General features: G+C 63.2%; 21 protein-coding genes and 1 pseudogene. 12 read left to right on the forward strand and 10 right to left on the reverse strand.

The genetic code is table 11. From position 1 onward, the window contains the following. Window positions 1-206 precede the first annotated feature (206 nt). The 5 genes from AC3FNH_RS14545 to AC3FNH_RS14565 all read left to right on the forward strand — a co-directional run bounded on the left by AC3FNH_RS14545 (window position 207) and on the right by AC3FNH_RS14565 (window position 5,225). Window positions 207-1,418, forward strand: a complete 1,212-nt coding sequence (locus AC3FNH_RS14545) for a glycosyltransferase (protein ID WP_488720599.1) — start codon at window positions 207-209, stop codon at window positions 1,416-1,418. A 178-nt stretch (window positions 1,419-1,596) separates the two neighbouring features. Then, complete coding sequence (locus AC3FNH_RS14550) at window positions 1,597-2,787, forward strand: acyltransferase family protein (protein WP_488720531.1); 1,191 nt, start codon at window positions 1,597-1,599, stop codon at window positions 2,785-2,787. Between the two features lie 146 nt (window positions 2,788-2,933). Continuing rightward, window positions 2,934-3,554 carry an LbetaH domain-containing protein gene (locus AC3FNH_RS14555; protein WP_276102043.1) on the forward strand — a complete coding sequence of 207 codons (621 nt, stop codon included), beginning with the start codon at window positions 2,934-2,936 and terminating at the stop codon, window positions 3,552-3,554. A 10-nt stretch (window positions 3,555-3,564) separates the two neighbouring features. Continuing rightward, window positions 3,565-4,731 (forward strand): acyltransferase family protein, encoded by a 1,167-nt coding sequence (locus AC3FNH_RS14560; RefSeq protein WP_488720532.1) that lies wholly within the window; start codon window positions 3,565-3,567, stop codon window positions 4,729-4,731. Window positions 4,732-4,754: 23 nt separating this feature from the next. Beyond that, window positions 4,755-5,225, forward strand: a complete 471-nt coding sequence (locus tag AC3FNH_RS14565; protein ID WP_488720533.1) for a transposase — start codon at window positions 4,755-4,757, stop codon at window positions 5,223-5,225. Window positions 5,226-5,389: 164 nt separating this feature from the next. Here AC3FNH_RS14565 and AC3FNH_RS14570 read toward each other — a convergent pair whose 3' ends face one another. Then, a complete protein-coding gene (locus AC3FNH_RS14570) occupies window positions 5,390-7,801 on the reverse strand; it encodes a hypothetical protein (RefSeq protein WP_488720534.1) in 2,412 nt (803 codons plus the stop codon). 304 nt (window positions 7,802-8,105) lie between these two features. On the opposite strand from AC3FNH_RS14570, the gene galU reads away from it, so the two are divergent. Beyond that, on the forward strand, window positions 8,106-9,071 hold the full coding sequence (galU, locus tag AC3FNH_RS14575) for a UTP--glucose-1-phosphate uridylyltransferase GalU (protein ID WP_488720535.1): 966 nt from the start codon (window positions 8,106-8,108) through the stop codon (window positions 9,069-9,071). Between the two features lie 229 nt (window positions 9,072-9,300). Here galU and AC3FNH_RS14580 read toward each other — a convergent pair whose 3' ends face one another. After that, window positions 9,301-9,777, reverse strand: a complete 477-nt coding sequence (locus AC3FNH_RS14580; RefSeq protein ID WP_276102048.1) for a GDP-mannose mannosyl hydrolase — start codon at window positions 9,775-9,777, stop codon at window positions 9,301-9,303. 241 nt (window positions 9,778-10,018) lie between these two features. On the opposite strand from AC3FNH_RS14580, the gene AC3FNH_RS14585 reads away from it, so the two are divergent. Further along, window positions 10,019-10,705, forward strand: a complete 687-nt coding sequence (locus AC3FNH_RS14585; RefSeq protein WP_488720536.1) for a PIG-L deacetylase family protein — start codon at window positions 10,019-10,021, stop codon at window positions 10,703-10,705. Between the two features lie 45 nt (window positions 10,706-10,750). Here the strand turns inward: AC3FNH_RS14585 and AC3FNH_RS14590 are convergent, their stop codons facing one another. The 3 genes from AC3FNH_RS14590 to AC3FNH_RS14600 all read right to left on the reverse strand — a co-directional run bounded on the left by AC3FNH_RS14590 (window position 10,751) and on the right by AC3FNH_RS14600 (window position 12,813). Beyond that, complete coding sequence (locus AC3FNH_RS14590) at window positions 10,751-11,818, reverse strand: medium chain dehydrogenase/reductase family protein (protein ID WP_488720537.1); 1,068 nt, start codon at window positions 11,816-11,818, stop codon at window positions 10,751-10,753. A 69-nt stretch (window positions 11,819-11,887) separates the two neighbouring features. Beyond that, window positions 11,888-12,340 carry a pyridoxamine 5'-phosphate oxidase family protein gene (locus AC3FNH_RS14595; RefSeq protein WP_346348631.1) on the reverse strand — a complete coding sequence of 151 codons (453 nt, stop codon included), beginning with the start codon at window positions 12,338-12,340 and terminating at the stop codon, window positions 11,888-11,890. Between the two features lie 359 nt (window positions 12,341-12,699). Further along, window positions 12,700-12,813 carry a hypothetical protein gene (locus tag AC3FNH_RS14600; protein WP_488720538.1) on the reverse strand — a complete coding sequence of 38 codons (114 nt, stop codon included), beginning with the start codon at window positions 12,811-12,813 and terminating at the stop codon, window positions 12,700-12,702. Between the two features lie 15 nt (window positions 12,814-12,828). On the opposite strand from AC3FNH_RS14600, the pseudogene AC3FNH_RS14605 reads away from it, so the two are divergent. Continuing rightward, window positions 12,829-12,984, forward strand: a pseudogene (locus AC3FNH_RS14605) (helix-turn-helix domain-containing protein); the annotation flags it as partial. 29 nt (window positions 12,985-13,013) lie between these two features. Here the strand turns inward: AC3FNH_RS14605 and AC3FNH_RS14610 are convergent. Next, window positions 13,014-15,950: a chemotaxis protein CheB gene (locus AC3FNH_RS14610; RefSeq protein ID WP_488720539.1), complete on the reverse strand. Its 2,937-nt coding sequence runs from the start codon at window positions 15,948-15,950 to the stop codon at window positions 13,014-13,016. Between the two features lie 271 nt (window positions 15,951-16,221). Between AC3FNH_RS14610 and AC3FNH_RS14615 the strand changes: the two genes are divergently transcribed. Further along, window positions 16,222-16,764 (forward strand): RBBP9/YdeN family alpha/beta hydrolase, encoded by a 543-nt coding sequence (locus tag AC3FNH_RS14615; protein WP_488720540.1) that lies wholly within the window; start codon window positions 16,222-16,224, stop codon window positions 16,762-16,764. Window positions 16,765-16,778: 14 nt separating this feature from the next. Here AC3FNH_RS14615 and AC3FNH_RS14620 read toward each other — a convergent pair whose 3' ends face one another. The 3 genes from AC3FNH_RS14620 to AC3FNH_RS14630 form a co-directional block, all read right to left on the reverse strand. Further along, window positions 16,779-18,323 (reverse strand): methyl-accepting chemotaxis protein, encoded by a 1,545-nt coding sequence (locus AC3FNH_RS14620; protein ID WP_488720541.1) that lies wholly within the window; start codon window positions 18,321-18,323, stop codon window positions 16,779-16,781. Between the two features lie 433 nt (window positions 18,324-18,756). Continuing rightward, window positions 18,757-20,184 carry an aspartate ammonia-lyase gene (aspA, locus tag AC3FNH_RS14625; RefSeq protein ID WP_276102055.1) on the reverse strand — a complete coding sequence of 476 codons (1,428 nt, stop codon included), beginning with the start codon at window positions 20,182-20,184 and terminating at the stop codon, window positions 18,757-18,759. 337 nt (window positions 20,185-20,521) lie between these two features. Further along, the gene (locus AC3FNH_RS14630; RefSeq protein ID WP_276102056.1) at window positions 20,522-20,722 is read right to left on the reverse strand and encodes a hypothetical protein; all 201 of its coding nucleotides are present in this window, start codon (window positions 20,720-20,722) and stop codon (window positions 20,522-20,524) included. 258 nt (window positions 20,723-20,980) lie between these two features. On the opposite strand from AC3FNH_RS14630, the gene AC3FNH_RS14635 reads away from it, so the two are divergent. From AC3FNH_RS14635 to AC3FNH_RS14645, 3 genes are all read left to right on the forward strand, one after another. Further along, a complete protein-coding gene (locus tag AC3FNH_RS14635) occupies window positions 20,981-21,220 on the forward strand; it encodes a hypothetical protein (protein WP_276102057.1) in 240 nt (79 codons plus the stop codon). 131 nt (window positions 21,221-21,351) lie between these two features. Next, the gene (locus tag AC3FNH_RS14640) at window positions 21,352-22,164 is read left to right on the forward strand and encodes a formate/nitrite transporter family protein (protein ID WP_276102058.1); all 813 of its coding nucleotides are present in this window, start codon (window positions 21,352-21,354) and stop codon (window positions 22,162-22,164) included. A gap of 22 nt (window positions 22,165-22,186) precedes the next feature. Beyond that, on the forward strand, window positions 22,187-23,923 hold the full coding sequence (locus AC3FNH_RS14645; RefSeq protein ID WP_276102059.1) for a bifunctional protein-serine/threonine kinase/phosphatase: 1,737 nt from the start codon (window positions 22,187-22,189) through the stop codon (window positions 23,921-23,923). Window positions 23,924-24,067: 144 nt separating this feature from the next. On the opposite strand, the gene AC3FNH_RS14650 is transcribed toward AC3FNH_RS14645, so the two are convergent. After that, complete coding sequence (locus tag AC3FNH_RS14650; RefSeq protein WP_276102060.1) at window positions 24,068-24,271, reverse strand: cold-shock protein; 204 nt, start codon at window positions 24,269-24,271, stop codon at window positions 24,068-24,070. Between the last annotated feature and the right edge of the window lie 4 nt (window positions 24,272-24,275).

Here is a 24,275-nt window from a genome sequence, read left to right on the forward strand (position 1 = left end):
AGTCGTTTTCGGTCAGCCGTGCCGCCCACGCGACATGTGCCGGACGACTTGCCGTTCCGCTGCCGCGGCGCGCTTGCTTTTGGCGGCAGCGGACTGGCACGCGCTGCTAGGGTGATGACATCAGGAAGCCGGCCCCGGCAGTTCTCTCGCCCGGGAGCGGGCTGCGGCATGAATTCCATACACGTGCGACGACAACCATGACGGCGATGCCGGCTACCACCTCCGCCCCTGCGCTGCTGATCATCGAGCCCGATTTCACCGGCCACCGCTGGCGCTATGTCGAATGGACCATGCAGGCCTTCGCCGAGGCCGGCCACCGCTGCCTGGTGGTGACGGACGTCGCCAACCGCGATCACCAGCTCGCGCAGGCACTGGCCGCCGGGCGCCACCCAGGTTGCGAGCTGCTGCCGGTAGCACTGCCGGCCCACGCCGGTCGTGGCGCGGGCCGGCTGTCGTATATCCGCTTCTGGCGGGTTTTCCGCCATCTGCACCGGCAAGCCTGCGCGACGCTGCAGCCGGCGTTGGTGGTGGTGCCCTACGCCGACTATTTCCTGTACGCGCTGCCGCTGCTCGGCTCGCCCTTCGGCCCGACGTCATGGCTTGGCATTACCATGCGCGCCAGTTTCCACCATGCCAGCGTGGGCGTGCGCGCGCCGCGCCAGCCGTTCGTCAACGCCTTGAAGGCGCTGCTGTTCCGCGCTGCGATGCGCTGCGATGGCCTGCGCACGCTGCTGTCGATCGACCCCACCCTGCCGCAGTGGCATGCCGGGCGCCACGGCGGCGCTGCGCTCGCCTACCTCGCGGACCCGAGCCCGGAAATCACCGGCGCATGCGGCACCAGCCCCGACGCCGCGCGCTTGCGCCTGCGGCTGGGTGCCGGTCCGCACCTGCTCGTGTATGGCGACGTCAGCGCACGCAAGGGCATCCGCGAGCTGGTGCAGGCGCTGTCCGGGCATGCGCGCGCGCCGACGCTGGTCGTCGCCGGCATTCAGGACGCCGAGACGCGTGACTACCTGCAGGCCGCCGCGCCAGCGCTCAGGCCGCAGCCGCTCATCCTGGACCGCTTCATCAGCGAGGCCGAGGAGGCCGACCTCTTCGCTGCATGCGATGCGGTGTGGCTCGGCTACAAGGGCCACTACGGCATGAGCGGCGTGCTGGTGCAGGCCTATCGCAGCGGCAAGCCGGTGATCGCCACCGCGGACGGGCTGATCGGCTGGTTCTGCAACGGGCGCGAACTCGGACCCGTGCTCGACGACTTGTCGACGCCGGCCATCCGCCACGCCCTGAACCAGCTCTGGCCGCCGCCCGCCACCACGACGCCGCACGCGCGGGCGCCGGGAGACATCGCCCGCGCGCACCTGCTGGCGCGCCACACGGTCGCAGAGTTCAAGCGCACCTTGCGCTGCGCGGCCGCGTGAGGGCTGGCCAGGGCGCAATCCAACCTGGCCACGCCGCCGCAAGCCAGCCATGCAGGACCGGCGGCATCGCCAGGAATGTGGTGCCACCATCTTTATCTTTTCAGCTTTCGAAGCACCGCCAAGATGGTGCCGCCCACCGGCAGGGTAGCGGGTCCCTGCCGGCCGGAGGACCGTTCACATGATTGCGCATCAGCAAGACGCGGCATCATCGCCCAACGAACGCCTGCGCCAGCTCGACTTCATCCGTGGCATCGCCATCATTGCCGTGATGGGCATCCACTTCTTCACGGTTGACACCGGCAGCACGCTGGTGTGGCTGGTCGAATATCCGCTCAAGCACTTCGGGCGCGAGGGCGTGACATTGTTCTTCACGCTGAGCGGCTTCCTGGTGGGCGGCCTGCTGCTGCGCGAGTACGCCGGCACCGGCACGATCGACGCGCGGCGTTTCATCGTGCGCCGCATGTTCAAGATCTGGCCCGCGTACTACGCGCTGGTCCTGTTCCACGCCGTGGCGGGAAGGCACCCGCGCGACACCTTCCTGGTCCAGAACACCTTTCACCTGCAGAACTACCTGGGTTCGTCCATCGCACAGACCTGGAGTCTTGCCGTGGAGGAACACTTCTACCTGCTGTTGCCGCTCGCGCTGCTCGGCGTGGCGCGCTGGCGCCCGTCGCCGCAGATGCTGCTGGTGTACCTGGCGGCGCTGTGCATGCTGGTGCTGGCCGGGCGCGTGGCGGCGGTAGCGGCTGGCGACCTCGACGGTGCCTACGTCTACACCCACTACCGCGTCGACAGCCTGCTCTATGGGGTGATGCTGGCCGTGGTCTACTGCCTGATGCCCGCCACCTACCGCGCGCTGGCCGCGCGGCGCGCCTTGCTGCTCGCAGCCGTGGCGGCGCTGCTGGCGTGGCTGCTGTGCGTGCAACGCACCGTCGCGCTACAGGAAGGCATCGGCTTTACCGTCCAGTCGATCGGCTTTTGCGCACTGATCGTGCTGGTGCTGGAGCATTCCGGCCGGCTGCGCGACACGCTCGCCTATCGTGCCGTAGCCTGGGTTGGCGTCTACTCATACGGCATCTACCTGTGGCACACGGTGGCGCGCGAGCCGGGGCGCGTTGCCATTCGCACCATGCTCGAATGGGGCTGGCCGCCACTGCTGGTGTGGGCGCTGGCAACCGTCCTGCAGTTTGCGATCGCCCTTGTGGCGGGCTACGTGACCACGCGCCTCGTCGAGCTCCCGTTCCTGCGCCTGCGCGAAGCGGTGATGCCCGTGCGCCGCGCGCCGCTGCCCGCGGCTGGCATGGCAAAAGACCTGGAAGACCGCCGGGGCATCCGGCCGACGCCCGGGCAACAGGGCGTAGTCGATTGACGCCAAAACTTCTCCGCCCATGGACAAGCGTGCCTCGATACGCCACCAGGCCGGCCGCAGCGTTCAATAATTCTTTTACCGAATTGGAAACGGTATGAACGTTGAAAAGGAAAGGCCTGCGACGACCAGGCCGGGAGGAACGGGACATGAAAGCTGAGGCGCTCGGGTCGGCCCGCCACGCGGGCAACGCCGTCATACCGCTCGACCGCGCGGGCAAGGGCAACTATGTCAGACGCCGCAGCCTCCCACTCGAAGCCGTCTGGTTCGTGCTCGAAGCAACCATCATCAACAACCCGCTCATGCCCTTCTCCGCCCTGCGGGTCGGACTGCTGCGGCTGTTCGGCGCGCGCATCGGGCGCGGCTGCCGGATGGTCCATCCGATGCGCGTGAAGGCACCGTGGAACCTGGAGGTGGGCGATGCGTGCTGGTTCGGCGTCGACTGCTGGATCTACAACCAGGCGCCGATCCGCATTGGCTCGCACGTCTGCATCTCGCAGGGCGCCTTCCTCACTGCCGGCTCGCACGCGCTGGACACGAACATGGACTTGATGGTCGCCCCGATCGTGATCGAGGACGGCGCGTGGATCACGGCCGGGTGCGTGGTGCAGAAGGGCGTCACGATCGGACGCTCGACGGTGGTGACACCGCTGTCCGTGGTGCACCACTCGCTGCCAGCCGGCGGCGTCTACGGCGGAAATCCGTGCCGCTTCATCCGCCCGCGCTTTGCCGGCAGCGCCGTGCCGTCCTGGCGCGACTGCGGCATCTGAGGAGACCGTCATGGGCAACTTCGGAATTTCCGGCAAGCAGACCCATCAGGGCGCAAGCACGGGCCGCGCGATCGAGCTCGACTTCGTGCGCGGGCTGGCCATCATCATGGTGATGGGCATGCATTTCCACACCGTCAGCGCGGGCCATCCGGTACTGGCGTGGATCGAGTATCCGCTGAAGAATTTCGGCCGCGAGGGCGTCAACCTGTTCTTCACGCTGAGCGGCTTTCTCGTTGGCGGGCTGCTGCTGCGCCAGTATTCGCAGGAAGGCCGCATCGACGCCTGGCGCTTTATCGTGCGGCGCATCTTCAAGATCTGGCCGGCCTACTATGCGCTGATTGTCTTCCACGTCGTGGCCGGGCGGCACCCCACCAGCACCTTTCTCTACCAGAACCTGACGCATCTGCAGAACTACCTGGGCTCGTCCATCGCCCAGACATGGAGCCTGGCCGTCGAGGAACATTTCTACCTGCTGTTGCCGGCCCTGCTGCTCCTGCTGGCGCGCTGGCGCGCCGGTGCACCGGCGATCCTGTGGACGCTGGGACTGACCTGCGTCGTCGTGCTCGCCGCGCGTTGCGCCGCCGTCGCCCATGGCAACCTTGAAGCCGCGGCGGCCTACACGCAGTACCGCATCGACAGCCTGCTGATCGGCGTCATGCTCGCCACGGTCTACTGGATGCAGCCGGCCTACTACCGCGCGCTGGCCCGGCGCCGCGCACTGCTGGTGGCGCTGGTACTCGCGCTGGTGGTGTGGCTGGCCTGGCTGCAGCCGATCCTGCAGATGGAAGAGAGTATCGGCTACACGATCCAGGCAATCGGCTTCGCCGTGCTGATCGTGCTGGCGCTGGAGTATTCCGGCGACCTGCGCCGCTCTGCGGTGTACCGCGTCGTGGCGTGGATCGGCGTGTACTCGTACGGCATCTACCTGTGGCACTCGGTAGCGCTCGCGCCGGGCGAGCTGTTCATCCGCAAGGCCACCGGAATTGGGCTGCCAGTCGCGGTGACGTGGGCGGCGGCGCTGGCCATTCAGTTCGTCATTGCCATCGGTGCTGGCTACCTCACCACGCGGGCGATCGAATTCCCGTTCCTGCGGCTGCGCGAGGCGCTGTTCCCCGCACAGCGCAAGTTGCAGGCACCCGTGGCGCCGACGCTGCCCAACGAGCGTCCGGCCGCCTGATCCGAAGGTCGCGGAGGAGGCGCGTGGCGAGATACCGGCAAGCGTTCAAGGACCGTGCCGTCGCACGCATGCTGCCGCCCGAGAGTGCCAGCGTGGAGCAGGTGGCGGCGGAAACCGGCATTTCGCCGGCGGCACTGGAGCGATGGCGGGCTTCTGCCCTGCACGCATCTGCGGGCGACCCGTCGGGCTCGGGCGCGGCGCGCCTCGACATGCTGGTGGCGGTCGGCGGGCTGGACGAACAGGAGCGGCTGGCATGGTGCCTCGGCAACGGCGTGGAGCCGGCCGCGCTCGACCACTGGCGCCGGCTCGCGGCCGCGGCCCTCGCGGCGGATGGCGGGGGCCAGCCGTTCGACAGCCGGCACGAGCGCGATCAGCGGCGCATACGCGAACTGGAGCGCGAGCTGCGGCGCAAGGAACAGGCGCTGGCCGAGGCGGCGACGCTGCTGGTGCTGCCTGGCAAGCCGGTGCTGCGGCATGAGCCGGACGCAGGCTGAGCGCACGGTGAGTCAACGCGTTGATTGGGACGGATAGGGTGATGAATCGGAGAAAGTCAGGCGGTATGGGAAGGGCTGTCGGAGCGAGCGCGTGCGCTGCCCTCCCCCGTTGTTATGCGCGCGCGGTCCGCCCCCGTTGCTTTGCCGATGCCCCGGCCGGCGCCCTATTGCGCGACGTACCCCTCCGGCACCGTCGCGTTAGCCTGCATGATCGAGGCGTCGCTCGAGATCACGTACAGGGGCGTGGCCGTCAGGTGCAGCGTGACCACGCCATCGCTGTAGGCCTGGCTGGTGACGTTGCCCATCATGTCGATCACCGAAACCTGGCCGCTCGTGCCGGCGGCATCGATGCGCAGTGCATAGTCCACCGAACGATTGGCGTCAAAGCCCGTGGCAGCGCTCCAGCTCGCGTTGTCATGCGTCCACAGCGCGGTCACCACCTTGCCGCGACCGAGCCGCTGGAAGGCGTAGCCGTACACGCCGGACGGCAGGTTCTTGAGTGGGCCGAGCGTATTGGTGCCATCGACCAGGCGCGTCATCGCCGCCACGCCGAGCGCCGCCGGCTTCGGGCTGACCAGGCCCGGCCCATAGCTGCCCTGCGGGGACTGGAGATCGAAGAAGAGGCCATAGCCGGCCTGCGTCGGGAAGTCGTTCGAGTAGAACATGTACGTGACGTCAGCCCCCTCGCCGAGCAGGATCAGGTGCGTGCGCACCACCACGGCGCCATGCGCGTAGAGGACGTTGGGTGTCGGGTAGGCGGGGCCATAGCTCGTACCAAGGTCATAGCTGATGCCGGTCTCGGTGACGAACAGTCGGGCGCCACGCTTGAGCTGCGACGCCACTGCGTGGCGCAGCCCGCGCATGGCGGCTGGCAGCGAATTGGCCGCCGTGGCGGCGTCAGTATTGCCCACCAGCCGCTCGGGCGGATGCGAGGGTGACGTGCCAGCGTCGTAGTAGCCATGGGCGGTCACGCCGTCGAGGTACTGGCCCAGCCCCTGCGGCACCAGCCGGTTCAGCCAGTTGGTGTTCTCACTCACCATCGCGTTGGTGGTGCCCATGACGACGGCGGCCGGGTCGGTCGCGTGTACGCCCAGCCAGACCGCGCGGTACATGGCGATGAAATTGGCGTCGGTGTCGAGCCACGGCAGGCCGCCGTTGTAGTCCGGCTCCCAGGTGACCTGGTAGTAGTTGCCCGTCTGCGCGGGAAAGTAACGCCGGCGGACGAGGTCGGCCTCCTGCCCCACGCGGCTCGCGTAGTCCTGGAACGCCGCGAGCGACTTGGGCGCGTAGCTGTGCGTGGCGGTTCCGGTGGGACTGGCCCACCCGGGAATGCCATCTAGCTGGATCAGGCGCATCAGGTCGCCCGCCTTGAGATACGGGGCGAGATTGTCGGCCTGCGGGTTGAAGGTATTGGGACCGTCCGGCTCCATCCTGGCCCAGCTGCGGTTGTCATTGACCCAGCTCAGGCCGAGCGCGGTATAGAGCGGCCGGTAGCCGTCGCCGCTGCAGCACGCCTGCCCGGGCAGCAGGTAGGCCGCGCCCTGGCCACCGAAGCGGTGCTGGTCCTGACGGGCATAAGTGACGGCCGGCAGCACCTGCGAGACGTCGGGCAGCACGCCGAATGTGGCAATGCCGTCTGGCCGCGTGCCGCGCGTGCGCAGCACGCTGCCTGAACTCAGCGAGGCCGACAGCGCAAAGTATCCGGCCAGCGACGACACGCACTGCAGCGTGGCGGCACGCCCGCCCGCCGCCACGGGGAAGGTACCATTCGCGCGTACGGTGCCCCACGCATCGGCGATCTGCCAGCTCACGGTGTCATTGGCGCTGGTACGCGTCGTCACGCCGATCTGGAACGGCGTACCGGCCGCCACCATGCGCGTGCCATCCCCGCCGGCGAGGTCGGCCTCGATGGCATCCCCCGAGCCCGCCACGTCGGTGCTCGTTGCGGGCGGCGTGCATTGCAGGGCCGCGGTACTTGGGCTGCCGATGCTGCCACTGCCGGCGGTAGCCGGGCTGGCGACCCAGCAGGCCTTGGCCGAACCCGGTGCGGGGTCGCCGAAGACACCGTTGTCGCAATTCACGCCATTGCTGAAGGTCTTGGTGACGAACAGGGTGGAGGTGCCATAACGGACCTGGCGCGTGCCGCTGAAGGTGCAGAACGCATTCTCGCTGGCACAGACGGTCCAGTTGCCGTCAGCGGTGACCGTGCCGGCGGGGGCGCCCGCTGTGCCCGCGTCATACCAGCAGCTTTTGGCCGATCCCGGCGCGGGATCGCCGAACACGCCATTGTCGCAGCCCACGCTGTTGGTGAAGGTGCGGATCACGTATTGCGTCTCGGTCCCGTACTTGACCTGGTGCGTGCCGGTGAACGTGCAGGTGTTGTACTCCGTTGCGCACAGGGTCCAGCCTTCCGCCGTCTCCACCTTGAGCGCCGTGCCGCCGGATCCGGCGCTGCGTTCGCCACCGCAGCCGCTTAAGGCAAACAGCACCAGGCCAAGGACGCACGCGCGCGCCAGCCATGAACGTGCACGCATGAAGATGGCCTGGCCTTGGTCTGGAATCATCGGGATCTTCATGGCTTCTCCATCGTTATCCACACGTGGTCGTCAGCACATGTCCGCGGCCGTGCCTGCCCGCGTGTGCCCGGCAATCCGGCGAAGTCCGGCCGGTAGGGGCACTTTATGTCCGGCCGCACGGATCGGTCGGCCAAAAGCCAGCGTCCTCCCGACGAGCGTGGGAGCAACCCCGACACGTGGCCGAATATGGCGAAGTGTTGGCAGACGGGCGCCCGTGCCGCGGAATACGCTCGATTCACCGGGCCGCGCACCGGTCGCCTTAGTCTCATTCCCAGACGCTCATTTCCAGACGATGGGGTTAGTCATGCTGAAAGTCAAGAAAGCGGTATTCCCGGTGGCGGGGCTCGGCACGCGGTTCCTGCCGGCCACCAAGGCCAGTCCGAAAGAAATGCTGCCAGTGGTGGACAAGCCGCTGATCCAGTACGCGGTAGAAGAGGCCGTAGCTGCCGGCATTACCGAGCTGATCTTTGTGACCGGCCGCGGCAAACGCGCCATCGAAGACCACTTCGACAAGTCGTGCGAGATCGAGGCCGAGCTCCAGGCACGGGGCAAGCAGCAGTTGCTGGATCTCGTGCGGGGCATCAAGCCTCCTCATGTGGAATGCTTCTACGTGCGCCAGACCGAGCCACTCGGGCTTGGCCATGCCGTGCGGTGCGCGGCCAAGCTAGTGGGCGATGAGCCGTTCGCCGTGATCCTTGCCGATGACCTGCTTGACGCACCGACGCCGGTGCTCAAACAGATGATCGACGTATTCGACCACTACCACAGCTCCGTGGTCGGTGTGGAAGAGATCGCACCGCACGAATCGCGCTCGTATGGCGTGGTCGCAGGCAAGGCGTGGGACCACCGGGTGGTCAAAATGACCGGCATCGTCGAGAAGCCCGCACCCGAAGACGCACCGTCCAACCTCGGCGTGGTGGGACGTTACGTGCTGATGCCCCGCATCTTCGACCACCTGCACACGATCCGGCCCGGCGCCGGGGGCGAGCTGCAGCTCACCGACGCCATTCAGGCCTTGCTCGCCGAGGAGCAGGCGCTTGCCTACCGCTACCACGGCCGCCGTTATGACTGCGGCAGCAAGCTTGGCTACGTGATGGCGACGGTGGAGTTCGCGCTTCGACACACGGAGACCGGCACTGCGTTCCGCGAATTCCTGCGCACAGAATACGCCGCCTTCCCGGCCGCCCTGCCCGGGGACCTGGCCACCAGCGCGCTGCCGGATGACCGCGGCGGCGGCGCAGAAGAGCCTGACAACGCAGTAGCCGCGTAAGGTCTTCCGCAGTGGGCGTGCGCCGCACTCTCCCTCTCTTGACCACCTCGCGCCAATTGCCGCGGGATCCCCGTTCGCGGCGGTGGTGCTGGCCCTTGGCCCGCTGCGGCGGGCCGTTTTTTCTGTTTGATAGCCTATCTGCGGGAGCAGGGCTTTGCTTGTATCGACGATTGGGGTCGTCTTGCTTGGCCGGCGCGGCCAGGCAAACCAGTTCGGTTCCCTGCACACGCTATACGGAGATATAGGCCTTGGTATTGTCGTGAACCGCATCGTCGGCCAGCAGCTCGGCCGGCTGCATCCACCGGTACCCGCTGTGCTGCGCCTGCTGCCGTGGCAATACGGCCTCACCCGCCATCACCCGGTAGCCGAACACAACGTAGTGCGTGCCAATGCCCTCTGCGCCGGCGAAATTGTCGTCGTAGAAGTGTTCGTAGACGCCGATCAGCGTGGCATCCGCGCGCTGCCCGGAAATGCCTGCAACGATGCCTGCGTGGTCCCCGAGCTCTTCCGTCACTATGCGGCGGAAAGCTTCATCCAGGCTTTCGCCCTTGCGAATTCGTCCCCCCGGCACGAACCAGCTGTCGCGCGCGGGCCGGTTGCGGCGACGGCCGACCAGCACCGCGCCGTTGGGGGCCGTCAGGATCAGGTCGATGGCGACCAGCGGCGCCAGCCGCACCACCGAAAGGAAATCCTCAGTGCTGAGCATCGGTCGTTCTCATGATGTGTGCCGGGATCCGCAGTGTAAACGGTCAGCGGGCGACAATCACGGACAAAGTCCTGTCTGCGCACGCCGGCCGCCGTCAGCGGCATTTGGCGCCCGCATGACGCCCTGCAACTTGGCGACTGGATGCGAAATCTTGGCGCCGTGCCGCGGGGAGCCTCGTCCTAATGTCAAGGTAGTTTCGATCTCATGAACAAGAATAGCTATTGAAGCAAACGGAGGAGACATGGAGTGTAAGCGCGTCTTTGTACTGAGTCCGCATGCCGACGATGCGGAACTGGGGGTGGGCGGCTACCTTGCCCGCGTGATCGACGCCGGTGGGGAAGTTATGGTAGCGCTGGGCACGGTGGGCGCGAGCACTTCGATTTGCCTGCGGCGCGAGATTGGCAAGGAGGAGCGCTTGAGTGAGTCCCGCGAATCGATGGCGGTGCTGGGTGTGCAATCCGTGGAAGTCCTGACCGAGGGGCTGGACGGCGCGCTTTCGAGCTATCCAGCCGTCGAGATGATCGGGCGCCTCGATCGCTTGCAGAATATGTTCGAGCCCGACGAGGTATTGATTCCGCTGCCTTCCTCGCATCAGGACCACCGCTATTGCTGGGAGGTCGGCGTTGCCTCCACCCGTCCCAACCACACCAAGCATGTACCGAGGCTGGTCGCTGCCTATGAATATCCCGCCACCTTCTGGGGTGAGGGCGCCTTGCATAAGGGATTTGGCGGTGGGCTGTATATCGATATTACCCAGACCTGGACGCGCAAGCTGGACGCTTTACGCCGGCACCAGTCGCAGATGCTCGAAGACCCGGGTCGCCTGATTGGCATCGAGGGGGCGACCGCACTGGCTCAACTTAGGGGGGTGGAAGCAGGATTCGCCAAGGCTGAACTGTTGCATGTGTTGCGCCAGCGCTGGTCATGATTCGAGCACACAAAGCGATCCGGGACGAACTTTCAGAGCCAGCCATCATCGATGGTTTGCAATCGCGTCATCGCCTTTTGCCACCAAAACGACTTTGCCTGTAACACCCTGCTCTCCAAGCAACTCATGCGCCTGTCTTGCCTCGGCCAGAGGAAACCTTTCCGCGATCAGCGGCTTGATTCTCTTCTGTTCAAGCAAATCGAACAAGGCGATCAGATCCTGGCGAAACAATGCTGGCCGCATCCGCTTAAGCCACTGAATGCTATAGGGGACGACGCGCTTCCGGCCCGGGAGAACGTAGCCGGCGGCAATGAACAAACCGAAAATGGCGAGTCGCTGGAAGCGATTCCTGCGGCCTGAGCGCCCAGACGCCAATCGCCCTCCACGTAGCGCAGCAGAGAGTCCATAAGCCACTACCGTCCCGCCGGGACGCAGGGCCTCGCGGGAACGCCAAATATGGGCGCCGCCAATACCATCAAAAACGACGTCCACACCGGTTCCCGTGAGGCGGTGAATTTCCTTTACAAAGTCAACCTCTTTGTAATCCACCGGGATCCCGCCCAGGGCAGAAATCACAGGCGTATGTTGCGATGAGCAAGTACCGTACATCTCGAGCCCGGCAAGGCGTCCAAGTTGCATCAATGCTGACCCGACTCCACCTGTCGCGCCATGAATCAACACGCGTTGGCCCGCCGTGACTTTCGCGGACCGATGTAACATCTGATAGGCCGTGACATAGTTCAGCACGAGGCTGACGGCCTCGGCGGCATCCAATCCGAAAGGCACCGGAACCAGTTCACGCTGCGGCAGACAGACGAACTCGGAATACGCGCCGGTGATGGTTAGCGCAGCGACCAACTGACCTGAATGGACTTCGGTAACGCCGTCGCCAAGTCGATCCACCCGTCCCACCAGGTCCCATCCCGGTGTGAAAGGCAGAGGAGGCGTTTCGGGATGAAAGCCTTCGCGCATCATCAGATCGGGCTGGCACACTCCCGCTGCCAGCACCCTTACCCGCACCTCGCCGTACTTTGGCTCAGGGCACGCTTCATCTATCACTTGAAGCGAATCAGGCCCGCCGTAATGAGTAACTATGACGCGGGTGTTTCTCATTTGACGGAATCGTCTCGGTAGCAGGACTGCGTGGCGGATTGCTGACGTCTATGTTGTCTGACGCAAGTGTTAGCACACGACCAGGTCCGCGTGTCCGAAACCTTTCGAGTAGTCAAGGACAGAAATGACAGTGGGCGTCACTCGGAAAATCCTCACCTCGTTCCGGGTAGGCATTGGTACTGGCAACTTGGTTTGCTGCGGATACTTCAGAGGAAGCATGTGCAGGACCTCGTCCGCCTCGATGGGGTCGAGTACGAGCTTCGCGCGCGCTGCCATGGACAGTCCCGTGATCGCCATCAGGTCAGAGGGATCGTCATCAATGGTTAGGGATACCCGATCGTCCTGAGCCAGATTGGCTGCTTTCTGGCTTTCCAGGCCACAAAGGAAGTAGAGGACAAGGCCTTTGCTGACGTAGCCCACAGTCGTCGCCTGCGGCCAGCCATCCGGCCGGATCGTGGCGATCGTCATGATCCGATGTTGTTCCAGTAGCGCGAGGATCTTCTTCCTGATCTCGTCATCCATCATGACTCCCCCTTGCAGTCGGGTAATGGGATACCGCTTGCGAGTGCTTCGGAGACGCCTCGATTGCAGGGATGGGAAGAGGCAAGTCAGGCAGGGCCGCCAGTCCGATAGCACCGGTCAATGAACCGGAAGGCTGCAGTTGCGTGACGCCACAGCCTTGATCCCTGCTTAAGAATAGAAGCGGCAGATCCTTGCTTGTTGACTTGCATCAATCAAGTTCTGCATCGGTCCAAGGCTCCGCGAGGCCGGGATTCGCTTCCGGCGACCGTCCACAGGTGCCACTGGTGGAGTTGGTTCGGCATTACACAACCGCGATGTAGCGCCAAGTTCTCAGGACCCGGCGCGCGGGCATTCCGATATCAGCCTGCTATGCGTCTGATCACAGGCGGCTTCCAGGTACCATCCAGGGCCTCGGGCCTGGGCAGGTACAGGCGGAGGTTCATCGAAAAGCCGCCTGCCGCTGGTGTGGGCAACCAGTTGGATTCGGCATGCTTGAGGGGATGCTTCCGATTTCGCAGATCGCCTACCGCCTCGGATTCACCGACGTCGCCAATTTCAGCAGGGCCTTTCGCCGTGCCAATGGCGTCAGTCCGTCGGATTTTCGTGGCGGCACTGAGGAAGGCCATAAGGGCCCCGCCCGATAGGCGTCCACGTCGTTTTCTGGCGTGCTGCATCAAATCACTGCGGCGGGTTCGGCGCGGTTATGCTGCGAGATGATGATGCCTGCTGTGTGGGTAAAGGCCGCGGCCAGCTCGATGTCCAGCCCCGTCGGTTCGCGCGGTCGTTCAAAGTACATCGCCAATGATCCAACGAGATTGCCTGCGGAAGTCTCCACGGGGAACGACCAGCAACCGCGATAGTTGAACTGGAGCGCCAGCCAAGTCCACGGCTTCCACCTGGGTTCCTTGAGCACATCCGGGGTTATTACAGGCACCCCAGTAGCTACAGCGAGACCGCATGCTAGCGATTCCGGCGAGATTACGAATCCGTCCACGTATTTCGCATATTCTTCAGGCATGCCCACTACGTGGTGCAACGTCTTACCCTGAGCAATGTAGAACGCGCATCGACGGTCGTCCTTGGCTTGGTCCAGCAAGCTCTGCAGCAGGAAGCCGAGCGAGGTTTGCAGTGAGTCGCCGTTCATGGCCGACTGGAACGCTTCTTTTTGGGCAGAGAGCCAAATCTTGCTCCGCTGAAGGCCATGCTCGGCCCGGGTTCGGTCTGTCACATCAGCAAATGTGATGGCGACCCCGAGCATGACACCTTCGGAAGAGCGATGCGGGTAGATGCGCCGCAGTAGCCAGCGATCTTCACTGCGGCTGACAACTGCATCGCTTTGAGCGCCGGTAGCCAGGACGGCGTGTATATCCGACGCAAAGAGTGGATCGTGAAAGGAGGGGGACAGGTCGGAGACGCATCGTCCAACATCCTCCCGCTGAATGGGGATGGCCTGTGAGATCGATGGTGTGAACCAGCGTATCTTCTGGTCCCTGTCCAAAAACAAGGTCATGACCGCACCGGAAGACAACACATCGCTTTGCATCTTGATCTCGGCAATCTTCTCTTTGAGATCGAAGTTTGCTTCGTTAAGCTCCTGGTTGCTCGCATTCAAGTCGGCGTTCGCAGCCTTGAGTTCTTCGTTAAGCGCGTGTAATTCTTCCCGTGAGGCGTCCAACTCTTCGCGCGAGATGCGCAGATCATCCTCCCACTCGGTCCATGGCCTCTGGTCTTCGTAAACGCCTGCATCGCTGAGGTTGGCCAGGGACGGACTCTCAGCCGTATCATCGAGGGTGTTAAACGACACGAGTACTCGGTTAAGGTCTCCATCCGTTGCTGGTTCCAGGGGCGTTACGCTCACTGTGACGTGTGAAATCTGGCCGTCGCGCGCCACACTACGGTCGAAAGTGCACGCTTCTGCAGAGCCAAGCGCCTGCCTTACCGCAGCTTTGAGCTGGCCGACCCAGGTGCCATCGACAAGCCGAAGAAGATTGAGGGTGGGCTCTCCGGCAGGAAGATTAAGAATTCCCCTCGTATCTCCATACAATCGAAGAAGATTGCATTCCTCGTCAATTAGCACGGTGGGGACACGATTCCGCTCCGCTGCCGCCCGAACCGACGAGGCCAGAACGGTCCCCCTGCTCGGCGCGGGATTCCGATTGAGCGCTCCCAGCCTCGCCACTTTCCTGTGGATATTCCACTTTCTTGAGACGGCTGCGAAGCCAAATTTATCCGCCGCATAGGCTTCGCTGGCTCCCAGGAACAGCGAGCCGCCCATACACAAGGCACTATTGAGCGTGTGGAGAACCTTCTTGATGGTTTCGGGTTCCAGATAGATCAAGAGATTGCGGCAGGTCACCACATTGACCGATGAGATGGGAGGGTCCGATATGACGTCCTGTACCGCGAATACCATTCGTTCGCGCAGGAAGCGTTTGATGCGACACCGGCCGTCGGCTGTATAAAAGTAACGTGACAACCGCGTCGGGTCCATCGTGGAGCAGGTTTCAGCCCTGTAGCAGCCCCGACTCGCTCGCACCACGGCCTCGGGTGCGGCGTCCGTCGCAAAAATCTGATAATCGAGGCTGCGACCGCTCTCATGGACAATTTCGTCCAGCAGGATCGCCACCGAGTATGCCTCTTCGCCAGTAGCGCAAGCGGGGGTCCAGATGCGCAGCGGCGTGCCATTGTTTTCATATACCAACGGTTCAAGGACCTCGTTCTTAAAGGCGGTCCATGCGACGCCATCGCGGAAGAACTCAGTGACGTGTATGGGCAGACCACGCACCAACGCTTCGAGTTCGACGGGTTCATCCTCGATCAGCCACGCGTAGTCTTCAAAGGAACGGACGCGCCGCACGTCCATGCGCTGCTGGATACGCCATAGCAACGGCGATGGCCTATACCCGCTTAAATCGAAGCCAGCCTCCCGGCGGATCAGGGACAAGATGCGATCAAGCGTTGCGGAAACGGTGGACTCCCAGTCTTGGGACGCTGCCGGTCTCGTATAACCCTCGTCAAAGCAGGCAAGCAGTTGTCGCCCGATCGCGCTAACTGGCAGCACATGATCGTGGATGCCTCGCTGAATCACGGATGTCGGCATGCTGTCATGCTGCGCAGTCAGCGGATCTTGAACAATGACGACACCGCCAGCTTGGCGGATGCTCACCGCGCCGGCCGTCCCGTCCATGCCCGTTCCCGACAGCACCACCGCGACGGCGCGCGGGCTACCCCGAGCCGCAACGCTTTCAAAGAACGCATCGATCGTATCGATCCCAGGGCGCCTCGCGCCGCCCGCGGCCGGTCGCGTGCTGAAAACCCCCGCCTCAAGCATGAGGATACTGTCGGGTGACGGTACATAGATGTGACCCGGTTCAGGTTGTAATCCTTCCTTGGCATCCACCACGGGCAGGTGTGTCCATTTGCGAAGGAGGTCAGCCAACTGGCTCGGGTGATTGGGGGGCAAGTGCTGCAGCACAACCATCGCATAGGGAACGTCTCCCGTCAGCGACTCGAGCAATCTCCGCAAGGCACTAATACCGCCGGCAGATGCGCCCACCGCCACAATAGGCAGATCATCGGCGTGAGGGTGAGCACCGATAGATGTCGGCATGATGGATCACCTCATGGGGCGCTTTCGGCGCTATAGCAGCGGGAGGATCGACTGCCGCGCACCTAAAGACTTGTGCGGTACCTCTACGCTAGCAGGCCATCATGGGCATGCAAGGCGCGGGGCTGTAAAAATGTCGAGCCTAGTGTGGACCGATACGAGTGATCTTGGCTCCGCCATATTCTTTAGTTTTGAAACCGCTTCATGACCACCGGATTAAATATCATTTGCTGAAGGCGTAAGCCGTCCCAAACAGTTTCACGTTCGCCACGCCATGACCAATACCCCCATTCTCATCATCCCTGGCTACAGAGGCTCCGGACCCCGGCATTGGCAAAGCCTCTGGGAGGCGTCCGATCCTGCCTGTCATCGTGTGACTCAGCAAGACTGGGAGAATCCCTGCCTCGCTGATTGGATTGAGACGCTGCAACAAGCCGTTCTCGCCTGCAATATCGCTCCCGTTGTGGTTGCCCATAGTCTCGGATGCGCTTTGGTAGCCCATTGGTCCAGGACGCACGGACATGGGGTGAAATCCGCGCTTCTGGTATCGCCTTCGGACGTCGACTCACCAACCCGCACACCCGATGCGGTGCGCGGATTCAGTCCAATGCCCCTCGGCCCCTTGTCGTTCCCGAGCATTGTTGTTGCGAGCGATAACGACCCGCGTGTGGGACTCGAGCGCGCCGAGATGTTTGCCAGGTCATGGGGCAGTCGCCTCATCGTGATTGACGGGGCAGGTCATATCAACGAGGACTCCGGTCTCGACGAGTGGGCCGTGGGAAAATCACTGCTCCGGGAATTGGTGAATGCCCCTTGATCTTAAGGCGTCTTTCAACGAAACACGCTGACCGCCTCCACGAGTCGCGTTGTTTGCTGCTTCAGGCTCTCTGCCGCCGCGGCGCTCTGCTCGACCAGGGCGGCATTCTGCTGGGTGATATGGTCCAGGTCGCTGACTGCGCCGCCCACCTGTGTAATGCCGCTGCTCTGTTCCGCGGTAGCGGCGCTGATTTCGGCAATCAGGTCGGACACGCGCCGCACCTGCGCCACGATGTCGTCCATGGTCTTGCCGGCATCGTCCACGAGCCTGGCGCCGGACGCCACGTTGTGCACGCTTACGTCGATCAGCCCCTTGATTTCCTTGGCTGCGTTGGCACTGCGCTGGGCCAGGCTGCGCACTTCGCCGGCAACCACCGCGAAGCCGCGCCCCTGCTCGCCAGCGCGTGCGGCTTCCACCGCCGCATTGAGAGCAAGGATGTTGGTCTGGAAGGCAATGCCGTCGATCACGCTGATGATGTCCGCGATGCGCTTTGAGCTTTCGGTAATCTCGTCCATGGTGCTGACCACCTGGGACACCGCCCGGCCGCCGCGTTCCGCAGCATCGCTGGCCGAACCCGACAAGGTGTTGGCCTGTGCCGCGGTCTCTGCATTGCTCTTGACGGTTGCCGTCATCTGCGTCATCGAGGACGACGTTTCCTGCACGTTGCTCGCCGCCTGCTCGGTGCGTGCGCTCAGGTCGGAGTTGCCGCGCGCGATCTCGTTGCTGGCGGTCTGGACGTTGATCACCTGCTCGCTGACATCGTCGATCAGCCACCGGAACATCAGGCCGAGCTGGCTGATCGTACGCAGCGTCATGCCGATTTCATCCACGCGGTTCATATGGACCGCTTGCTGGCTCTCGCCCGATGCCACGCGCAGGGCCTGCTGCAGAACTTCTTCCAGCGGCCTGCTGATCTGCACCTGCAGCCACCAGGAGGCCAGCATCGAAACCAGCGCCATGATGCCGGCAAAGCCGCCCAGTGCCATGCCGGAAAGGCCCATGCACCAGGCGCCGGCAGTGCAGGCCGGAACCAGCGCCAGCAATGCCAGCCTCACGCGCCAGCGCACCGGCATGGTCTGGAACATCGAGGTCCAGCCCATGAATCCTGTCCTGACGATCAGTCCTTTGTGGAACCGGCGCTTGCCCGCGCGGCCCTCGCGGAATTCGCGGTACAGGGCCTCGGCGGCGGCGATCTCCTCGCGTGATGCCTTGGTACGCACGGACATATAGCCGACCGGACGTCCATGTCGCACGACCGGCGTGGCATTGGCGCGCACCCAGTAGTGGTCGCCATTCTTGCGGCGGTTCTTGACCAGTGCGGTCCACGGTTCGCCGCCCTTGAGCGTGGCCCACATGTCGGCGAATGCCTCGCCTGGCATGTCGGGGTGGCGAACGAGGTTGTGCGGCTGCCCCTGGATCTCCTCGCGCGTGAAGCCGCTGACTTCGACGAACGCGGCGTTGGCGTAAGTGACGTAGCTCTGCGTGTCCGTGGTGGACATCAGTGTGGCGTTCTCGGGAAACTCGAACTCCCGCTGCGTGACAGGCTGGTTGTTGCGCATGGCACTCCTCTTTTCTTCTGGTCTACGAATGGTGTTCGCTGTGCTTGCCGGAGATTGAAACGGCTCGTGCGCGTACCGGACGGGCCACGAAGCGCCCCGCCGAGCGATACCGCAATCGCCCGCAGACAGGTTCGCTTCCGGCTCGCGCTCCACTGTGGTGCACTATCGGCGCCAGATTGTCTTAACAATGCCCCACTTCAGGAGGGATTGAATGAAATGCACTCAGACGGGTTAATTCAGCAATTGCAGCACGCTCGAGGCCTGCGCTGGGAGCGTGTGAGCCGCGTCGGCGGCGGCACATCGAGCCAGATCACGGGTTCTGGGCAGCGTGCTCGTGCTCGTGCCACTGACCGGTGGGTGTGAGGATCAGGTTCTGGATACTGCGGTCAAGATGCCTGAGATGGGTCGGCAGCTGCCAACACGGACATCTTGCTCAGTGCGACTTCCCGTGCAAGTCCAGTGGCACCGGCTGGGTCAGCGTCTCGGGGCGCAGGATGCGGTCTAGTTCCTCTTTGGACAGCAAGCCCTTGCGCAAGACGATTTCATACACGCTGCCGCCTGTGGCGTGCGCTTCCTGCGCAACGGCCGTCGCGTTCGCATAGCCGATGTACGGGTTGAGCGCCGTCACGACACCGATCGAGTTCTCGACAGTGGCCCGCAGCCGGTCAGCATTCGCAGTGATGCCTTTGACGCAGCGCTCGGCGAGCGTCAGGCAGCCGTTGCGCAAATGGCTGACGCTCTTGAACAGGCTGTGCGCGATAATCGGCTCGAACGCATTGAGCTGGAGTTGGCCGGCCTCCGCGGCAAAGCTGACGGTGACGTCATTGCCGATGACCTCAAAGGCGATCTGATTCACGACTTCGGGAATGACTGGATTCACCTTGCCGGGCATGATGCTGGAACCGGCCTGCATCGGCGGCAGATTGATCTCGCCCAGTCCGGCGCGCGGTCCGCTGGACAACAGCCTCAGGTCGTTGCACGTCTTGGAAAGCTTCACGGCGACGCGTTTCAGCACGCCGGAAAGCTGCACGAAGGCACCGCAGTCCTGTGTGGCCTCGATCAGATTGGGGGCGGTCTGCAGCGGGATGCCGGTGATTTCACGCAGGCGCCGCAGCACCACCGGTGCATACGACGGATGCGCAGTAATGCCGGTGCCGATCGCGGTGGCACCGAGGTTGATCTCGCAGATCAGCATCGCGGCTTCGCGCAGGCGCGACTCGTCTTCCCCAAGCATCACGGCGTAGGTGCTGAATTCCTGGCCGAGTGTCATTGGCACGGCATCCTGCAACTGGGTGCGGCCCATCTTGATGATGTGGGCGAACGCTTCCGCCTTGTCCTCGAAGGCCCGCCGCAGCACCGCCATGGCGTCCACAAGGCCGACGATGCCGAACCACGTAGCGACCTTCAGCGCGCTCGGGTAGACGTCGTTGGTGCTCTGGCCGATGTTCACATGCTCGTTTGGATGCAGGTACTGGTACTCGCCCTTCTGGTGCCCGAGCAGTTCGAGCGCCCGGTTGGCGATTACCTCGTTGGCGTTCATGTTGGTCGAGGTGCCGGCGCCTCCCTGAATCACGTCGACGACGAACTGATCATGCAGCTTTCCGGCAATCAACTCCTGACAGGCGCCGACGATGGCATCGCAGCGTGCCTGATCGAGCAATCCGAGTTCATGGTTGGCCTGCGCCGCGGCCTGCTTGATCGCGGCCAGCGCCTTGATCAGTTCAGGGTAGATGGAGATCGGGGTACCCGTGATCGGGAAGTTCTCGACTGCCCGCAACGTATGTACGCCATAGTAGGCCTGGACAGGAACTTCACGATCGCCCAGAAGGTCATGCTCGGTTCTGACGAGTCCGGCTGTCATGGTCACACTCCTCACGTGGATCAATTCAGCAATGCAGGCGAAGCTGGCAGACCATCAGGAATAAGAGACGGTCGTCGCCATACCGGACGTATCCGACCTACACCGACACCTTCGAAGAACAGCCCTCGTCCGGATGGGAAAGAGCCGCGGAACGTCCAGGAAGAAATCGGGTAACCATAGAGAGTTCCCCAAAGTCAGTATCCGCCAAGCCGACAGCGCATGCAATCGCCGCCCTTGTGTGGTGAGCCATGCGGGACCGCTCGAAAGAGGTCGTGCGCTGCCCAAGTCAGCAGCCCCACGACTCGACCGAAATGCCCGGTCTCCGATTGTCGCCAAGTTACTGCATACGACGCATGGCTTCGAGCACGGAATACCCTTGACTTGTCAAGCGAGGGTGGGCATTAGCGCCGCCATGGCCATGCTCCATCGTCACGAGCTTATGAACCAGCAACCCATCCAGTTGTTCTGGTTCGAGATCATCGATGTCTTGTGCATCGCCAAGCAGTAACAGCGCGGCGATTTCATGCGGACTAAGCATGTCGGCCTCCTTTGTCGGGGTCGGAAAAAGGAACTACGACTGCTGCCCCGTGGAGAGAGTTCCACGGACGAAGAGGGAAACGGCAATGCGTGAAATCGGTGCGAGGACGCGCTGGGTGGGCGCACACCGAGCATTGAGACTAATCGCTCCCGGCGCTGGAATCAAGCTCCACGTGTTGAGGCAGCGTACTGCTCGCTGAGTGATGCTTGGAACACGAGTGCTCCAAGCATCACTCAGAATAGCATCGCAGGCACGAACATGATGATTGAAGGCGAGGTGCACTGCCACAAGCCCTGCGCCGCCGCCAGGCTTTCCTGCACCACGATTGCATTCGATCCACAGGGCGCACCAAAAGCGGGCCGCCTCTGCACCACCAACGCAAGGCGATCTTCCGAAGCTGCTCCGCTTCGCTGGCATGGAACATGCGACTGGATCCGGCAGCAGGCCGATGACGGCCTGCTGCCAGCGTCGCTGAAGCGCCGCGCTGGCAAGCGGTAAATAGTTCGTACCCTTTCGAACCCCTGTAGAAACCGAGGACAACGGCGTCCTTTCCCCGCTGACTGTGTATGGCGTGGGAAAGACGCCGTTTGTCTTTTGTGCGCCAACGAAGCAACGGAGAGGAATACCCAATGGCCTATCTCGCCCCCACCGAATTCGTGACCAAGATGGTCGACGCCGGAGAATCCAAACTGTTGATGTCATCGCGCGACACGCTGATCCGGGCCTATATGGCTGGCGCCATCCTTGCGCTGGCTGCCGCATTCGCAGTCACGATTACCGTCAATACCGGCAATGCCCTGGTTGGCGCCCTGCTCTTCCCCGTGGGCTTTTGTATGCTCTACCTGCTCGGCTTTGATCTGTTGACCGGCGTATTCACGCTGGCACCGCTGGCTGTCCTGGATCGGCGCCCGGGTGCTACCTGGCAGGGCGTGATGAGGAACTGGGGCCTTGTGTTCTGCGGCAACTTCGCCGGCGCTTTCACCGTGGCTGTATTCATGGCCATCATCTTTACCTTCGGCTTTTCCGAGGCACCCAACGCGATCGGGCAGAAGATTGGTCACATCGGCGAAGGCCGCACCATTGGCTATGCCGCACACGGTGCCGCTGGCATGCTGACTCTCTTTATCCGGGCTGTGATGTGCAACTGGATGGTCTCGACGGGCGTGGTGGCTGCAATGATGTCGACCTCGGTATCGGGAAAGGTGATCGGCATGTGGATGCCCATCCTCGTGTTCTTCTACATGGGGTTCGAACACTCCATCGTCAACATGTTTCTGTTCCCGTCTGGACTCATGCTGGGCGGCAACTTCACCATCATGGACTATCTGATCTGGAACGAGATTCCGACTGTCCTGGGCAATCTTGTAGGCGGCTTGACGTTCGTCGGCGCCACGCTATACAGCACGCACTACAAGACGGCGGCAAAACGCGTTCTCGGCTGATCGGTGACATTGGTCGAAGCGAATGCACGGGCAACTCTGCGTCAGCGTTGGCCAGCACTCTGAGGCGGGCCGGAAACCAGTCAACCAGGACTTTCATGGCGTGACACAACCGGCCGGCTACCAGCGCGTCACGAAGGGAATCGCGCTGGCACTGGCGGACGGCATCAGTACAAGCGCGGTGAGCCAGGTGGCTAGCGCCGCTGCCGTGCGAACCTTTCTTGAGGATTACTATTGCACATCCGAAGCCTGGACAGTGCGGCGATCAGCACAGCGCGTGCTGGCAGCCATCAACTCGTGGCTGCACGCGCAGACCCGGCGCAGCGATGCCCGCTTCGACAGCGACCGGGGGTACGTATGCACCTTCAGCGCGCTCATTTTCAAGGCGCGGGAGGCTCACCTGGTGCACGTTGGCGATACCCGCGTCTATCGGTTGCACCGCCATACGCTGGAGCAGCTGACCAACGATCATCGGATATGCGTTTCAGCGTCGGAAGCTTACTTGGGTCGTGCCCTGGGGACGGGTCCGTCCGTTGAGATTGACTATCGCGCCTGGGACTTGGAAGCCGGCGAAGTCTATCTGCTTGCCACCGACGGCGCCTACGAGCATCTGGACGCCGCGGATGTCCACCGGGCGCTGGCCGCCAGTGCCGGCGATCTGCAGCGCGCCGCGCAAGCCCTGGCCGCGGTTGCGATCGAAAGAGGCAGCCAGGACAACGTGACGGTGCAAATCGCGCGCGTCGATGCCTTGCCGGAACTCGATGCGGCGAGCGCGCGCATGCAAGCCGAACGCCTCGCCCTGCCGCCGCCTCTTGCGCCCCGCATGAAGTTCGAGGGCTACACGATCGTTCGGCAGCTTCATGCCAGTGCCCGCAGCCATGTGCATCTGGCAGTGGACGATGATAGCGGCCAGTTTGTCGCATTGAAGATCCCAGCCGTGGACCGATACGAAGATGCGGCGCATCTCGACGGGTTCCTGCTAGAGGAATGGGTGGCCAGACGCGTTGACAACCAGCACGTGGTCAGGCCACACATTGCAGACCGGCAGCGCAAGCACCTGTACGTGGCGATGGAGTATGTCGACGGCCAGACCCTCGGGCAATGGATGATCGATCATCCATCACCGGACCTGGACGCGGTACGCGCGATCGTCGCCCAGTTGGCAGTCGGGTTGCAGGCCTTTCATCGACGCGAGATGCTGCATCAGGACCTGCGTCCGGAGAATGCCATGATCGATCGGTCCGGCACGGTCAGGATCATGGATTTTGGGACTGTACACGTGGCAGGGCTGGCCGAAGGCACGCGGAATCCACGCCCCGATAAACCAGTCGGCACACTGCAGTACGCCGCTCCTGAATACTTGATTGGAGACGGTGGCACTGTGGCATCCGATCTGTTCTCGCTGGCGACACTGACCTATCAGATGCTGACCGGAAAACTGCCGTATGGATTGCAGGTGACGCAGGTGCGCGATCGCTCGAACTTTCGGCGCTTGCGCTACCTTTCGCTGCGCGAGCTACGCCCCGATCTGCCAGTGTGGGTCGATGAAGCTGTGCGAAAGGCACTGCATCCCAATCCACTGAAACGGCATGAAACGATGTCCGAGTTTATTCAGGCATTGCACATCCCTGCCCAGCCACTCTGGCAGCGCGCGACTCCACCACTGATGGAGAGAAATCCATTGCGCTTCTGGCAGGCGCTGACATTCGTGCTCGGCCTCTCGGTGGTGGTCTTGCTTGGGCTGCTGATTACCGGCCGGTGACAATCTCAGGGCCAGGTTCCGGACCGGCACGCGCGCCGCTTCCTCCGGTCTTCCCAATCTTTGTCCCGCACCCACAGACAAAAAGCCCTTCGCAATTAGAGAAGGGCTTTTTTGCCGTTCGGGCCGCTCAGCGTACTCAGGTGGTCATAGCTTGCGGATATTTGAAGCCTGTGGGCCTTTCTGGCCTTGCGTGACTTCAAACTCTACCTTCGCGCCTTCCTCCAGTGCCTTGAATCCAGTACCTTGGATTTCGCTGTGATGAGCAAACAAGTCCTTGCCGCCATCGTCCGGCGTGATGAATCCGTAGCCCTTTTCGCTGTTGAACCACTTTACAGTGCCAGTTGCCATCTCG

This window comes from Cupriavidus sp. 22TCCZM01-5, from assembly GCF_057798915.1.